Consider the following 14340-nt stretch of genomic DNA (forward strand, 5'->3'; position numbering starts at 1 on the left):
AAGGCGCTAGTTATTCTGTACGGTGCCGACCCGCACAAGCTCCATTCCGCCTGCATGCGGGAAACGGGGCCACATGCCCTGCGCCAATCCGGTAGCGCTTTTGGAGAGCACCCCGGCCTGCTTCTCGTACATCCAGTAATTGCGCAGGATGATGCCGACATAGGCCCGGGTTTCCCAATACGGGATCGATTCGATGAACAGCAGCGGATCGCCATTGTCCTTGACCTTGGTATTCCAGCGGCTGACCGGAAGCGGGCCTGCGTTATAGGCCGCGATGATCTTGGGCAGCAGGCCCTGGGTTTCGGGCCGGTCACGCAGGAATTCAAGATAGCGCTGCCCGTATTCCAGGTTGATCGCCGGTTGATAAAGCTCGCCAGCATCGAGCGACTGGCCGCGGGCGCGGGCCATGTCCTGCGCGGTGCCGGGGCGGACCTGCATCAGCCCCCGCGCGTCGGCGGGGCTGCGGGCATCGCTGCGGAAGTTGGATTCCTGCAGCGTGTGCGCATAGACCAGAGCTGGATCCACACGCCAGCCATCGAGCGGCACCCAGCGCGGTGACGGGAAGCGGGCGAAACTGTCTGGGCGGCTGCCCTGTGGACCGTTATGGGCGAGCCACATCTGGGTTTGCGGCATCGACATATCGCGCGCGAGCCGCAGCAGGGCCTCATGGGCCCAGTCTCCGGCGATCTGCGCCTCGTGACGCAAAACCTGATCGGCGAGCGTCGATTCACCAACCTGGCCCAGTGCGATGGCGCGGCGCACGTTGGGCCGTTCCTTCAGCAGTTTCCAGTCGCCATCGCTGAAGTCCACGGCGCGCACGCTGCCGCCCGCCACGCCGAGCTGTTCGCTGGCGAGCACCCCGTAAAGCGTTTCGCCATATTGGCTGGCAGCGCGCAGATTGCTCTGCACCAGGTCCGGACGACGGCAACGGGTCGCAGCGCGCGAGGCCCAATAATACCCTCCGGCACGAAGTTCCTCGTTCCAGGCATTCGCAGCCGCGCCTTCAAAGCCCTGCATGGCTGCGGCGCAATCGCCCAGCCGCCAGGCGGAAAGCCCTGCAGTCCAGTGCGCTTCACCGACCCAGTCTCCGGCGCCTGTCGCAGCCTCCTGTGCCAGCGCGAGGGCCTCACCGTCGCGGTTTTCGATGTAATAGGACCACGCCACCCGCTGCTGCAATTCGGTGCGCGCATAGGGGCTGAGCGCATGCAGCTGTCCGATCAGAACCGCATGTGCGCCTGCCGGGTCATCCGCGACAATGCGTTCCTGGATCTGCGCGGCGAGCGTGGCTGGCACGGTGCCGTCGGCAACGGCGCGCGGCTTGCCACGCCGTGTCACGCCGGCAAAGCTCGACATCTGCACGGTCGCCGGACGGTCGGGAAGGATCGTCGCGCCGCGCTTGGTCGCCAGGCCTGCCAGGCGATCTGCATGGGGAAGCTCGGGTGCTGTGTTGAGCAGACTCAGCAGCGGGCCCATCTCGACCCGCGGCGAGTTGGCCGCCAGAAACAGTTCTGCGCGTGCGATGTCATGCAGCAGGCCCTTGTCGCGGCTGTCGAGCAGTTCGCTGGCCCTGGCCCAGTTCTGACCACGGATGGCGCTGAACACTTCGGCATAGAATTGCCGATCGGACGACGACAACTGGTCGGGAACCTTGGTCTTGGCAACGCGATTTGAAAAATAGTCGTACGACGACGTTTCCGCCCATACGGGCTGGCTCGTCATCGCTATCGCGCCTGCGGCGATCATCAACGCTTTTTTCAGCAAGATATTACTCCACAAGCAGCAATTGCCAGCTTTGCCACGCCATAGCCTTCTCCTGCGCGGTGCGGTGAAGCATCAGGCTGGGCTTACGCATAACGATGGTTTTGACAGTTCCACCACCATGGTTAAGAAAATGTAAAACGGGTGGCTTTTGCGATGGGTCGTGTCCCAGCAGCGCCCTGGCGGTGTCCTCGCCGGCAACCACCAGGATTTCGGGCTGCACCAAAGTGATGTGATGCAGCGCGATCCGATTCCATTTGGCAGCATGTTCGGCTGCCGCACGGCGGTCCAGCACCACCCGCGGGAAGTACGAAGCCCGATACATAGCATCGGACCCGACGCCTGCGGCGGCGGCGATGTTTCCCAGCAGTATCCCGGCCCGCCCCGACAGCACCTTGTCCTGATCGTCCCTCTCAGGGGCTCCGGTGATCACCATAATCCTGGCGCCGACCGGTCCATGAGGGACCAGCGGGGGCCCGTCCCCGCCATCAGCACCGAACGCACCGCTCCGCCAAGCCTCCTGGAATTCAGCAAGGTCGCTCGGAAGCTCGAGCGCCGCTGCAGGCGGCGGGGCGACGTCGGGCTCCGGCGCGGTCCGCACGGTGGCGGGGACGGTGTGCCGGGGTGGTTCAGGGGAGCGTATCGACGGCACCGGATCATCCGCCAGCCAGTCGGTGGGCGTTTCCGAATAATCCCACTCCACCCCGGCCAGCTGCCACCAGTCGACGAGGCTATGCGCCAGTTTCACCTCGCTGGTCATGGCTGTCCGAGCGACGGCCCGACGCCAAAGCGGGTTGACTTGGGCCACGCGGCACTATTGGAGAGGAACGGAAGGTCCATTGTAATTGTCCTTATGGCATAGGACCGGTCCTGAGCAACGGGGAACGAATGATGAGTGAACGCGAATCCATGCCTTTTGACGTCGTGATCGTCGGTGCGGGCCCTGCCGGCCTGGCTGCAGCGATCCGGCTCAAACAGCTGGCGGCGGAAAACAGCGCGGAAATCGAGGTCTGCGTGATCGAAAAGGGCTCTGAGGTTGGCGCGCACATCCTGTCGGGTGCGGTGATCGATCCGATCGCGCTCGACGAACTGATCCCCGACTGGCGCGAGCAGGGTTGCCCGATGGCCGATACACCAGTGACCGAAAACCATCACTGGGTGCTTAGCAAGACATCGAAATTCGCGATCCCGCACATCACCACGCCAGGGTTCATGCACAACAAGGGCACCTATACAGGCAGCCTTGGCAATCTTTGCCGCTGGCTGGCCGAGAAGGCCGAAGAACTTGAAGTCCAGATTTTCCCCGGCTTTGCCGCAGCCGAAATCCTCTACAACGAGGACGGCTCGGTCAAGGGCGTCGCCACGGGCGACATGGGCGTGGGCAAAGATGGCGAGCACAAGCCCGATTACACCCCGGGCCTCGAACTGCACGCGCGCTACACCTTCTTTGCAGAGGGTGCGCGCGGACACCTCACCAAGATCCTCAAGCGGCAGTTCGATCTCGAAGCCAACTGCGAGCCGCAGACCTATGGTATCGGCATCAAGGAACTGTGGGACATCGACCCCAAGAAGCATGTGCCGGGCCGGGTGATCCACACCCAGGGCTGGCCGCTTGACGATGCATGGGGCGGCGGCTTTCTCTACCATCAGGCCAATGGTCAGGTGGCACTCGGTTTCGTGGTGGCCTTGTCCTACCAGAACCCGCATCTCTCGCCGTTCCACGAGTTCCAGCGCTGGAAGCTGCACCCCGAAATCCGCTCGATCCTCGAAGGTGGCAAGCGCGTTTCGTATGGCGCGCGGGCGATCAATGAAGGCGGCTGGCAGTCGGTGCCCAAGCTGGCGTTCCCGGGCGGCGCGCTGATCGGATGCAGCGCGGGCTTCGTCAACGTGCCGCGGATCAAGGGCAGCCACACCGCGATGAAATCGGGCATGCTCGCCGCCGAGAGCGCATTTCGCGCCATTCAGGCCGATCGCACGTCGGACGAACTCGCCGACTATCAGGAAAACCTCAACGCCAGCTGGATCGCCACCGAACTCAAGAAGGTCCAGAACGTCGAGCCATTGGTCGACAAGTTCGGCGGCACGATGGGCACGGTGCTGGCGGGCATCGACATGTGGATGCGTCAGTTGAAGATCGGTTTGCCGATCACGATGAAGCACGATCCCGACTACAAGCACATGGGCCGGGCCGACATGTACAAGAAGCCCGATTATCCCAAGCCCGATGGCGTGATCACTTTCGACCGGCTGTCGTCGGTGTTCCTGTCGAACACCAACCATGAGGAAGACCAGCCGGTTCACCTGCAGCTCAAGGATCCCGCGCTGCCTGTGACGTATAACCTGCCGTTGTATGACGAGCCTGCGCAGCGTTACTGCCCTGCCGGGGTCTACGAGATCGTCGGTGAGGAAGAAGGCAACCCGCGCTTCCAGATCAACGCGCAGAATTGCGTCCACTGCAAGACCTGCGACATCAAGGAAATGAGCCAGAACATCAACTGGGTGGTCCCAGAAGGCGGCGGCGGTCCGAATTATCCGAATATGTGAAGACCCAAAATCCTCCCCTGAAAGGGGAGGTGGCATCGCGCAGCGATGACGGAGGGGTGTCCACGGTCGCGGACGGTATCACCCCCTCCACCACTTCGTGGTCCCCCTCCCCTTGCAGGGGAGGATTTGAGGAGTGCATGCCCCCGTGCCGACCGAAACCGCTTACGCCAAGGTGAACCTGGCGCTGCACGTCCGGCGGCGGCGCGAGGATGGCTATCATGACATCGAAAGCCTGTTTGCGTTCGTCGATAGCGGGGATGTGCTGCGCGCCGAGCGGCGGGATGATGGTGAGCTCAAGCTGACCATCGATGGTCCGTTCGCAGCCGGGCTGGACGACGGGCCCGATAATCTGGTGCTGCGTGCAGCAGATGCCCTGACCCAATCCGCCTGTCCCGAGCGAAGTCGAGGGACGTACGCGCAACCCTCGGCGGAACGTCCCTCGACTACGCTCGGGAACACGGGGGGGAGGGATGCGGGTGCTGTTGCTGGGCTAGGTGCCGATCTTTACCTGACCAAGAACCTTCCCGTCGCCTCGGGAATCGGCGGCGGCTCGGCCGATGCTGCTGCGGCCTTGCGTCTGCTCAACCGGCTGTGGGGCTGCGGGCTCGACGATGCCGCGCTGTGCGCAATAGGCGAAACATTGGGATCCGATATTCCCGCCTGCGTGATCAGCGGTACGTTGCGCGTCGAAGGCCGAGGCGAGGCATTGCAGCCGCTCGATCTTGCCGGTCTGGCAGGAATGCCCATCCTGCTGGTCAATCCCGGTGTTCCGCTCGGCACCGCGCCGGTGTTCAAGGGCTGGGACCAGCACGATCGCGGCGCGCTCGACAGTTCGAGCCTTGCCGCGGTCATCGAGGGAGCGCGCAACGATCTCGAACCCCCGGCGCGCGCGCTGGTCCCGGAGATCGGCGCAGTGCTCGATGTGCTGGCGGTTCAGGGCGGTGTCCAGCTGGCGCGGATGTCCGGCAGCGGCGCGACCTGCTTTGCTCTGTTTGACCGAACCGAAGACGCGGATGCTGCGTGTCACGCGATCCAGCGCGCTTATCCGGACTGGTGGACGATGGGCGGTGTCGTGCGATGAGTGGCTGGCAACCCTATGAAATCATTCGCCATAAGCCTGACGCAGCCGGCGCGAACATCCTGATCATCGCCGATCATGCCAGCAACCATGTCCCTGACGGGATCGAGCTTGGCATCACGCCTGAGGATCTCGCCAAGCACATTGCGATCGACATCGGCGTGGCAGACGTCACGCGGGCGCTGTGCGCATCATTGGGCTGCGGCGCGATGCTCGCGGGTGTGTCGCGGCTGGTGATCGATTTCAATCGGGAAGAGGATGCGCAGGGGCTCATCCCGACCGTCAGCGACGGGGTTGCCATTCCGGGCAATGTCGGCGCCGATGCCGAAGCGCGACTTGCCGCCTTCTACCGGCCTTACCATGCGGCGGTGGCCCGAGCAGTTGATACGCTCGCCCGGCCCTTTATCCTGTCACTGCATAGCTTTACGCCCAGCCTTGCCACCATGCCCGAGCAGCACCGACCCTGGGACATCGGCATTCTCTACAACACCGACGATCGCGCCGCGCGGATCGCCATCCCGATGCTGATCGATGCCGGGCTGGGTGTCGGTGACCAGCTGCCCTATGCAGGCACGGCATTGAACGCGACGATGAACCTCCATGCCGAGGCGCCAGGCATTCCCTATCTGGGTGTGGAGATGCGCCAGGACCATATCGGATCGGGCGCGGGGGTCGCCCGGATGGCCGCTGTGCTGGCCCCCGTTCTGCTCGCCTGCAGCAACAGACTTGCGTAACGGCTGCGTTTTTGGAAAGAGCGCCACCAAAGGAAGGCCTCATCATGACACATTCGTTCGATAAATCGAAACTGCCCAGCCGCCACGTCTCGGTCGGACCCGAGCGCGCGCCGCATCGCAGCTATTACTACGCGATGGGCCTGACCGAAGAAGAGATTGCGCGCCCGTTCGTCGGAATCGCCAGCGCTGGCAACGACAGCGCGCCGTGCAACACCACGCTCAATGCGCAGGCCGATGTCTGCCGTGATGGCGTGAATGCTGCTGGCGGCATGCCGCGCCGGTTCAACACCATTACCGTCACCGACGGCATTGCGATGGGCCATCAGGGCATGAAGAGCTCGCTGGTCAGCCGTGAGGTGATCGCAGATTCGGTCGAGCTGTCGGTGCGCGGCCACTGCTACGACGCGCTGGTCGGCTTTGCCGGGTGTGACAAGTCGCTTCCGGGCATGATGATGGCGATGCTGCGGCTTAATGTGCCGTCGATCTTCGTCTATGGCGGGTCGATTCTGCCCGGACACTATGGCGGCAAAGACGTGACGGTGGTCGACGTGTTCGAAGCGGTTGGCCAGCATGCCGCAGGCAACTGCCCGCTCAAGGATCTGACCGCGCTTGAAAAGGTCGCGTGCCCCGGTCATGGTGCCTGCGGTGGCCAATTCACAGCGAACACCATGGCGTGCGTCGGCGAGGCGATCGGGCTTTCGCTGCCCAACAGCAACATGGTCCCCGCGCCCTATCAGACGCGTGCCGAAATCGCGGTCGCAGCCGGCGCCCAGGTGATGGAACTGCTCGCCCGCAACATCAGGCCGCGGGACATTTGTACGCGCGAAGCCTTTGAAAATGCTGCCCGTGTTGTCGCTGCGACCGGTGGCTCGACCAATGGCGCGCTGCATCTGCCAGCGATGGCGAGCGAGGCGGGGATAGATTTCGACCTGTTCGATGTCGCCGCGATGTTCAAGTCGACGCCCTATATCGCCGACCTCAAGCCCGGCGGCCGCTATGTCGCCAAGGACATGCACGAGGCGGGGGGCGTCTACATGCTGATGAAGACGATGCTCGAAAACGGACTGCTGCACGGCAACTGCATGACCGTGACCGGCAAGACGCTGGGCGAGAACATCGACGAGGTCACCTGGAACCCCGACCAGAAGGTGATCTATGACGTCAAGACACCGCTGAGCCCCACCGGCGGCGTGGTTGGCCTGAGGGGATCGCTGGCGCCCGACGGCGCAATCGTCAAGGTTGCAGGCATGGCGCGGCTTGAGTTTACCGGGCCGGCGCAGGTGTTCGATTGCGAGGAGGACTGCTTCGCCGCGGTCGAAGACCGGCGCATCCGCGAAGGTTCGGTCATCGTTATCCGCTACGAGGGTCCCAAGGGTGGGCCTGGCATGCGCGAGATGCTGTCCACCACCGCCGCTCTGTATGGCCAAGGCATGGGCGAGAGCGTGGCGCTGATCACCGACGGCCGCTTTTCGGGTGCGACGCGCGGCTTCTGCATCGGCCATGTCGGCCCCGAAGCGGCCGATGGCGGCCCAATTGCGCTGGTCGAGGAAGGCGATATCATTGCGATCGATGCGGTCGCAGGGACGATCGATCTGCTGGTAGACGACGCCGTCCTTGCCGAACGGCGCGCGGCTTGGAAGCCGCGCACCAATGACTATCAGTCTGGGGCCTTGTGGCGCTATGCCCAGAATGTCGGACCGGCGAGCAAGGGCGCGTTGACCCATCCTGGCGCAAAGGCCGAACGGCACGTTTATGCGGATATCTGAGCCGTCGCTGGTGATCGGCACGGCCGCATTGCTCGCGGCCTGCTCGCCATCGGAACCCGGGTCTCTTCCCGGCGAGGATGACAGCCGCATCGCGTGCGCGTTGGGCGATGAAGCCGAGTTCACCGAACAGTGCGAAGCAGAACGCGTGCAGAATGGCGACAGGCGCGAACTCGTGATGCGGCATCCCGATGGCGGTTTCCGTCGCTTCGAGATCGTTAGCGACGGGCGAGGACTTGTCGTTGCCGATGGTTCGGAAGAGGCAATCGTGACGCCGCTCTCCGACGGCCGCATCGAACTATCGGTCGGCACCGATCGCTATCAGCTTCCTGCCACGGTCAGGCCCGGCGCAGGCGGTGGTTGATACCGGATCCTCCGTGCTGACGGTCGCGCAGATGGTCGCGGCCGAGCAGGCGGTGTTCGATACCGGGGTGTCGGTCGATGCGCTGATGCTGCGTGCCGGGCAGGCGGCGGGCGAAATGGTTTGGCGGATCGGCGGTGTCGTCCCGACCCTGATCCTGTGTGGCCCCGGCAACAACGGCGGCGATGGCTATGTTATTGCAGAGTTTTTGCAGGATAAGGGCGTTCCAGTTACCGTCGCCGCGATGACCGAGCCGCGCACCGACGCCGCGCGCAATGCCAGGGCGCGCTATAAAGGGGACGTCATCGCGCTCGCCGATGCCGTGCCGAAGGCTCAGTTGGTCGATTGCCTGTTCGGCAGTGGATTGGCCCGTGCGATCGATGATGCGGTCTGGAGCAAGTTCGTAGGCCTCGTGACCGCATCCCGCCGCAGCTTTGCCGTCGACCTGCCCAGCGGGGCGGATGCCGATCGCGCGGTGTGGCTCAATGATCCGCTGCCGTTCGACCATGTGCTGGCGCTGGGCGCGTACAAATACGCGCACCTGCTCGAGCCCGTGGCGAGCGACTGCCGCTCGCTCAGCCTGATCGACATCGGCGTCGCTGCCCAGCATGGTGCCGCAACGCGCATTGCCAAGCCGGTGATCGTGTTGCCTGATGCCCAGTCGCACAAGTACCGCCGGGGCCTGGTGGTGGTGCTGGCAGGCGCCATGCCGGGTGCGGCTTTGCTGGCCGCGCGCGCGGCGCAGGGTGCCGGAGCGGGCTATGTCAAGATCATCGGGGCAGGGGATGCGACCGCCCAACTGCCTGCGGACATCGTCTGGGTTCGCGCGGACGATGCGGATACAGTCGGTGAAGCGCTGTCCGATCCACGCATTGGTGCGGTCCTGGCAGGTCCAGGCCTTGGGCGGGATAGCCGCTCTGAGGCGCTGGTTGATGCCGCTCTTGGCTGTTGCCACCCGCTAGTCCTCGATGCCGATGCGCTGCATCTGATCGGCGCACGCAGGCAGAAGGTCGCAACCCGCGCAGCGCCGGTGCTTCTCACGCCGCACCACGGCGAATTCGAAGCCATGGCTGAGGCAGCAGGCGACATGGCCACGGCGCCCAACAAGGCCTTGCGCGCAGTAGCCTTGGCAGCAGCGTTCAACGCCTGCGTGCTCTACAAGGGCGCCGACAGCGTGATCGCCGCGCCCGATGGCCGAGTCATCATCGCAGACCGGCGCTGTGCGTGGCTGTCGGTGGCGGGCACGGGCGATGTTCTGGCCGGATGCATCGCCACGCGGCTTGCCAATCACGGCCAGACATTGCATGCGCTGGCCGAGGCGGTCTGGTTGCAGGACCGCGCGGCGCGCAATGCGGGGCCAGCCTTTACGGCCTGGCAACTCGCGCAGGCGCTGCCGCTGGCAGTGGAGTCCTGTCTTGAACGATGAACTGATCGTGCGGGTCGCCGCGCGAGGCGACGGTGTCACCGCATCCGGGCGACATGTTGCAGGTGGCGCCCCGGGCGACACGATCACCCCCGGCGGCAGCATCGTCCCGGGCCCGCATCACGCGACGCCGCCTTGCCCGCATTTCGGTGCTTGTGGCGGGTGCACCCTGCAGCACCTTGATGATACCGCGCTGGCCGATTTCGTTCGCGAGCGCGTCACCGCGCCATTGATCGCGAAGGGCATCGCCATTGGTGAGGTGCGCCCGGTGCACCTATCGCCCCCGCGCAGCCGCAGACGCGCAAGCCTGAGGTACACGCGCGTCAAATCGGCGCTGACCCTGGGTTTTGCCGGGCAGGGCAGCCACGATCTGGTCAACATCCGCACCTGCGAAATCGTGACGCCACGACTGTTTGACGTCATGATGGCGGTACGAGGTTTGATCGCGAAGTGGCCGAAATCCAAGCTTTCCGGCCAAGTAGAGCTGGCAGAGATCGATCAAGGGGTCGCTGTCTTGATCACCGGGATTGAGCCTAACTCGGTTGCCGAACATGAGATGTTGTCAGCATTCTCCGAGGCGCATCAACTGGCGCGGCTGGCGATCGATCAGGGCTATGGTCCCGAAACGCAGTACGAGCCCGTGCCGGTGACGGTAAGCTTCGGCGACGTCGCGGTGCGATTTCCGCACGCCAGCTTCCTGCAGGCAACGGTCGATGGCGAGGCTGCGCTGGCGGCAGCGGCACGTGAGGCACTGACCGGATGCCGGATGGTCGCCGACCTGTTCGCAGGGCTCGGCAGCTTTGCGTTCCACCTGAGCGAACCGGGGCGCAAAGTGTACGCCGCAGAGGCCGCGCGCGATCCGGTGCTGGCCCTGACCCAGGCGGCGAACGCGCGCCAGCTTCCAGTGTTCGCCGAACATCGCGACCTGTTCCGCAATCCGCTGCAGTCCGATATGCTCAGCAGGTTCGACGGGCTGGTGCTTGATCCGCCGCGCGCGGGGGCGGAGGCTCAGGTTGCCGCCATCGCCGCCTCAGGCCTTAAGCGCCTGTGTTATGTCAGCTGTAACCCGGCGACCTTTGCCCGCGATGCACGGATGCTGTGTGACGCCGGGTTCGAGCTCAAGACCCTGTGGCCGGTGGGCCAGTTCCGCTGGTCGACCCATGTGGAACTGGCCAGCCTTTTTGTCCGGCCGTGATTCCAATCAGCCGATATGCAGATCGAAGATCGGGATCGCTGCGTGGAAGATCAGCACGATCAGGCACAGGCTTGAGAGCGCGAACAGGAAGAACCGCACCGCGACGCGGTTGACGGTCGCCTGCACCAGGCTGTGCGCGACACGCAGCGCCACATAGAACCAGGCAACCGCCAGGTTCATGCCCTCGCCATGGCCAATGACCGCAAGCACCAGGCAAACCGCATAGAATATCGTCGGTTCAGCCAGCAAGTGGTTGTAATTGTGTGCTTTCCACTGGATGTCTGCCGGCAGGATGGCGTCCAGATCCTTGCCGGTGCCGCCCTTGAGGTTGGCGACATCGATCTTCGCCTTCTGCATGGCAGGAATGCGGGTGACGTACATCCACAGCCACATCACCATGGTCCAGGCGAGCAGGATGACGACGGGCTGAAGAATGGACATGGACATGGTTGTTCCCCCTTTAAAGCGTTGCGAGCAGAGCGCGAACCGCGAGCACGATCAGGCAGAGCGTCGAGGCGAGGAACAACAGAAAGCGCGTCTGCACCTTGTTAACCGTGGCCTGCCAGATGCTGTGGACGATCCGGATCAGGGCATAGCCCCACGCCAAAGCCACGTTGATACCGTCTGTACCCGCTCCTGCGATCGCCAGGATCGCGATGGTCGCATAGAAGATGGTCGGCTGCTCCATCAGATGCGCGTAGTTGTGGGACTTCCACGCGACCGGCGGCGGCATCGCCGGATCCAGATCACTGCCGCGTCCGCCGACCGCCTTGGAGATGTCGACGCCCATTTTCTTGGCCTGCGGCAGCCTGGCGCCAGCCATCCAGAACAGCATGGCAAGCGACCAGAGCACCAGCACGGCTGCTGGCGTCAGAACATTGGCAGACATCGGCAGTTTCCCCCCTTTGGACAGGGGCGGAAACTGCGTCAGCCTCGATAGATTGTCAATCGCAACTTAAATGCGGGTCAGCGATTGATGCTGACCACATTGTCGGCGCGCCAGTGCGGGCGGGCCTCGCCAGTATACATCGACTGCATCGGCTCGTCGGCGACGGTGTAGTGATCGCTCACGCCGAAGCCGTTGAACGCGGTCCGCATTGCGGCACCATAAGCGCCGATCATGCCGATCTCGATATAGTCGCCGGCCTTGATATCCGCAGGCAGCGGGAAGGGACCGGCCATATAATCGATATCGTCGCAGGTCGGACCGAAGAACGCGAAATCGGCCATCGTGCTGCTGCGCGTGTCGCCCAGATAGCGGACCGGGAAGCGCCAGCCGATATGCGCGGCATCGAACAAGGCGCCATAGGCACCGTCGTTGATGTACAGCTCGTCGCCGCGGCGCCGATCGACGCGCACGATGATCGAATTGTACTCGGCGCACAAGGCACGGCCAGGCTCGCACCACAGTTCTGCCGAATAGCTGATCGGCAGGCTTTCGAAGGTGCGTTCGATGATCGCGAAATAGTCCTCGAGCGGCGGCGGCTGCATGCCGGGGTACGCCGAGGGGAAGCCCCCGCCGACATCGATGACGTCCACGGTGACCGATGCATCGACGATCGCCGCGCGCACGCGGTCGAGCGCCTGCACATAGGCATGCGGGCTCATCGCCTGGCTGCCGACATGGAAGCAGATACCGAGACTGTCTGCGGCCTGACGGGTGGCCATCAGCAGATCGCGGGCTTCGGTCAGCTCGGTGCCGAACTTCGACGCCAGGCTGAGTTCCGAATGTTCGGACGAGACGCGCAGGCGGACACACAAGGTCAGATCCTCGGGCGCGCCCGTGGCTAGGACGATCTTGTCGAGCTCTTCGCGGCAATCGAGCGAGAATACGCGCACGCCGTGGCTGTGATAGGCCTCTGCAATCGCCTCAGGGGTCTTGACCGGATGCATGAAGCACAAGGTCGCATCCGGAAGCGTTTCGGCCACCAGCCTGACCTCGGCGATCGAGGCAACGTCATAATGGGTAATACCCGCATTCCACAGCACGCGCAGCAGGTCGGGCGAAGGATTCGCCTTGACCGCATAAAGCGATTTGCCGGGAAAACGATCAACGAAGAACCTGGCCGCGCGCGTCGCCGCTTGCGGTCGGTCCAGCGTAACCGGCTGAGCCGGTGTCAGAGCCTTAATCAGCTCCAGCGCATCAAGGAAACTGTGCAACTCAAGGGACCCCCAAAAAAACAGAGAAAACAACAAGGCTGCCTTGCGGTTATTGGAAGTCCCCCTGGGGCAGCGGACCGCGTAGATAGGATCAGGCTGGTTCCTTGTAAAGCGAAAATTGACCCCTCGTTATCAACCCAGCCTGTCCCGAAATGTTTCATAGCCGAACGATGTTATCTGCTGCAGGCTGTCGTCAGCACTGTTCCAAAGCCAGATCGATGGCAACGGTACCCCATTGAATGTATTGGTTTTTACCATGGAGTAGTGCGCCTGATCGAGGAACGCGAAGCGTTCGCCGGGCTGCATGGTTCCTGGCAGGCCATAATCGCCGATGATATCGCCAGCGAGACACGAGGGTCCGCCGAGCCGGATCGGCTCCGCGTCGGGCCGCTCACCGAGCATGGCCGGACGATAGGGCGCCTCGATGACATCGGGCATATGGCAAGTGGCCGAGATGTCGGTGATGCCGACCTTCATGCCGTTGTCGAACACATCGAGCAATTCGCCCACCAGAATCCCGGCGTCGAGCGCCACCGCTTCGCCCGGTTCGAGATAGATTTCGCAGCCGGTGCGTGCCTTGACCGCGATCAGGAATTCGACCATCTCGTCACGCTGATAGTCTGCCCGAGTGATATGATGACCGCCGCCAAAATTGAGCCATTTCAGCTGCTTGAAATAGGGTTCTAGCAGTGGCTCTAGCTTGCCCCAGATCTGTTGCAGCGGTTGCAGGTCCTGTTCGCACAAAGAGTGGAAGTGGATACCGGAGACGCCCTCCAGGTGTTCGGGGCGCAGCTGGTCGATCGGATGTCCGAGGCGGCTGTGGGGCTGCGATGGATCGTATTTCGCTGTTTCACCGAGCGGCAGGGCAGGATTGATCCGCAGGCCGATGTCGAACTGTTCGCCCTTGGCGCGCGCTTCGTCGATCAGGCCAGCGAATCGTTGGATCTGGCCGGGGCTGTTGAAGATCACGTGGTCGGACAATGTGAGAATCGCGCGCAGATCTTCGGCCTTGTAGCCCGCGCAATAAGTGGCGACTTCGCCCTTATAGTGCTCCGTCGCCAATCGCGCTTCCCACAGCCCCGACGAGCAGGTGCCATCGAGATATTCGCCGACGACGCCCCCCAGCCGCCAGAACGAGAACGCCTTGAGCGCTGCCAGCATCTTGATGCCCGCCCGGTCGCGGACATCGGCCAGAATCGCCAGATTGCGCCGCACGGCAGCCTCGTCGACCACGAATGCGGGCGAAGGAACGCGGTGCAGATCGAAATGCCGGAACGCGCCGGGATCGCCAGCCTTGGTTTCCATAATATACTCCCTCTCCCCT

Annotated in this window: 13 protein-coding genes; 7 read left to right on the forward strand and 6 right to left on the reverse strand. The window is 63.6% G+C overall.

Features of this window, described 5'->3' with window-relative positions; translation table 11 throughout:
• Positions 1-6: 6 nt before the first annotated feature.
• Together QUV11_RS07805 and QUV11_RS07810 are read right to left on the reverse strand one after the other, a co-directional pair.
• The gene (locus QUV11_RS07805; protein ID WP_300881409.1) at positions 7-1761 is read right to left on the reverse strand and encodes a lytic transglycosylase domain-containing protein; all 1755 of its coding nucleotides are present in this window, start codon (positions 1759-1761) and stop codon (positions 7-9) included.
• A gap of 4 nt (positions 1762-1765) precedes the next feature.
• A complete protein-coding gene (locus tag QUV11_RS07810) occupies positions 1766-2518 on the reverse strand; it encodes a uracil-DNA glycosylase family protein (RefSeq protein WP_300881410.1) in 753 nt (250 codons plus the stop codon).
• A 131-nt stretch (positions 2519-2649) separates the two neighbouring features.
• On the opposite strand from QUV11_RS07810, the gene QUV11_RS07815 reads away from it, so the two are divergent.
• From QUV11_RS07815 to QUV11_RS07845, 7 genes are all read left to right on the forward strand, one after another.
• Complete coding sequence (locus QUV11_RS07815) at positions 2650-4302, forward strand: electron transfer flavoprotein-ubiquinone oxidoreductase (protein WP_300881411.1); 1653 nt, start codon at positions 2650-2652, stop codon at positions 4300-4302.
• Between the two features lie 145 nt (positions 4303-4447).
• Positions 4448-5383: a 4-(cytidine 5'-diphospho)-2-C-methyl-D-erythritol kinase gene (locus QUV11_RS07820; RefSeq protein ID WP_300881412.1), complete on the forward strand. Its 936-nt coding sequence runs from the start codon at positions 4448-4450 to the stop codon at positions 5381-5383.
• Complete coding sequence (locus QUV11_RS07825; protein ID WP_300881413.1) at positions 5380-6114, forward strand: N-formylglutamate amidohydrolase; 735 nt, start codon at positions 5380-5382, stop codon at positions 6112-6114. The genes QUV11_RS07820 and QUV11_RS07825 overlap by 4 nt, the downstream gene beginning before the upstream one ends.
• A 44-nt stretch (positions 6115-6158) precedes the next feature.
• Positions 6159-7880 (forward strand): dihydroxy-acid dehydratase, encoded by a 1722-nt coding sequence (ilvD, locus tag QUV11_RS07830; protein WP_300881414.1) that lies wholly within the window; start codon positions 6159-6161, stop codon positions 7878-7880.
• Positions 7867-8241, forward strand: coding sequence for a hypothetical protein (locus tag QUV11_RS07835; protein ID WP_300881415.1), 375 nt, complete (start codon positions 7867-7869; stop codon positions 8239-8241). The genes ilvD and QUV11_RS07835 overlap by 14 nt, the downstream gene beginning before the upstream one ends.
• Positions 8234-9664 (forward strand): NAD(P)H-hydrate dehydratase, encoded by a 1431-nt coding sequence (locus QUV11_RS07840; protein WP_300881416.1) that lies wholly within the window; start codon positions 8234-8236, stop codon positions 9662-9664. Before QUV11_RS07835 ends, QUV11_RS07840 begins: the two co-directional genes overlap by 8 nt.
• On the forward strand, positions 9654-10856 hold the full coding sequence (locus QUV11_RS07845; protein WP_300881417.1) for a class I SAM-dependent RNA methyltransferase: 1203 nt from the start codon (positions 9654-9656) through the stop codon (positions 10854-10856). Before QUV11_RS07840 ends, QUV11_RS07845 begins: the two co-directional genes overlap by 11 nt.
• Positions 10857-10862: 6 nt before the next feature.
• Here the strand turns inward: QUV11_RS07845 and QUV11_RS07850 are convergent, their stop codons facing one another.
• The 4 genes from QUV11_RS07850 to QUV11_RS07865 all read right to left on the reverse strand — a co-directional run bounded on the left by QUV11_RS07850 (position 10863) and on the right by QUV11_RS07865 (position 14321).
• Positions 10863-11303: an MAPEG family protein gene (locus QUV11_RS07850; RefSeq protein WP_300881418.1), complete on the reverse strand. Its 441-nt coding sequence runs from the start codon at positions 11301-11303 to the stop codon at positions 10863-10865.
• 13 nt (positions 11304-11316) lie between these two features.
• Positions 11317-11745 carry an MAPEG family protein gene (locus QUV11_RS07855; RefSeq protein WP_300881419.1) on the reverse strand — a complete coding sequence of 143 codons (429 nt, stop codon included), beginning with the start codon at positions 11743-11745 and terminating at the stop codon, positions 11317-11319.
• A 77-nt stretch (positions 11746-11822) separates the two neighbouring features.
• Positions 11823-13016: a type III PLP-dependent enzyme gene (locus QUV11_RS07860; protein WP_300881420.1), complete on the reverse strand. Its 1194-nt coding sequence runs from the start codon at positions 13014-13016 to the stop codon at positions 11823-11825.
• Positions 13017-13148: 132 nt separating this feature from the next.
• Positions 13149-14321, reverse strand: a complete 1173-nt coding sequence (locus tag QUV11_RS07865; protein WP_300881421.1) for a carboxynorspermidine decarboxylase — start codon at positions 14319-14321, stop codon at positions 13149-13151.
• Between the last annotated feature and the right edge of the window lie 19 nt (positions 14322-14340).

The sequence above is a fragment of the Blastomonas sp. genome (assembly GCF_030373265.1).
Lineage (GTDB): Bacteria > Pseudomonadota > Alphaproteobacteria > Sphingomonadales > Sphingomonadaceae > Blastomonas.

Coding starts and splice junctions, on each gene's coding strand:
- QUV11_RS07865 (WP_300881421.1), bottom strand. CDS start 14,321: ATGGAAACCAAGGCTGGCGATCCCGGCGCGTTCCGGCATTTCGATCTG.
- QUV11_RS07850 (WP_300881418.1), bottom strand. CDS start 11,303: ATGTCCATGTCCATTCTTCAGCCCGTCGTCATCCTGCTCGCCTGGACC.
- QUV11_RS07810 (WP_300881410.1), bottom strand. CDS start 2,518: ATGACCAGCGAGGTGAAACTGGCGCATAGCCTCGTCGACTGGTGGCAG.
- QUV11_RS07835 (WP_300881415.1), top strand. CDS start 7,867: ATGCGGATATCTGAGCCGTCGCTGGTGATCGGCACGGCCGCATTGCTC.
- ilvD (WP_300881414.1), top strand. CDS start 6,159: ATGACACATTCGTTCGATAAATCGAAACTGCCCAGCCGCCACGTCTCG.
- QUV11_RS07855 (WP_300881419.1), bottom strand. CDS start 11,745: ATGTCTGCCAATGTTCTGACGCCAGCAGCCGTGCTGGTGCTCTGGTCG.
- QUV11_RS07825 (WP_300881413.1), top strand. CDS start 5,380: ATGAGTGGCTGGCAACCCTATGAAATCATTCGCCATAAGCCTGACGCA.
- QUV11_RS07815 (WP_300881411.1), top strand. CDS start 2,650: ATGAGTGAACGCGAATCCATGCCTTTTGACGTCGTGATCGTCGGTGCG.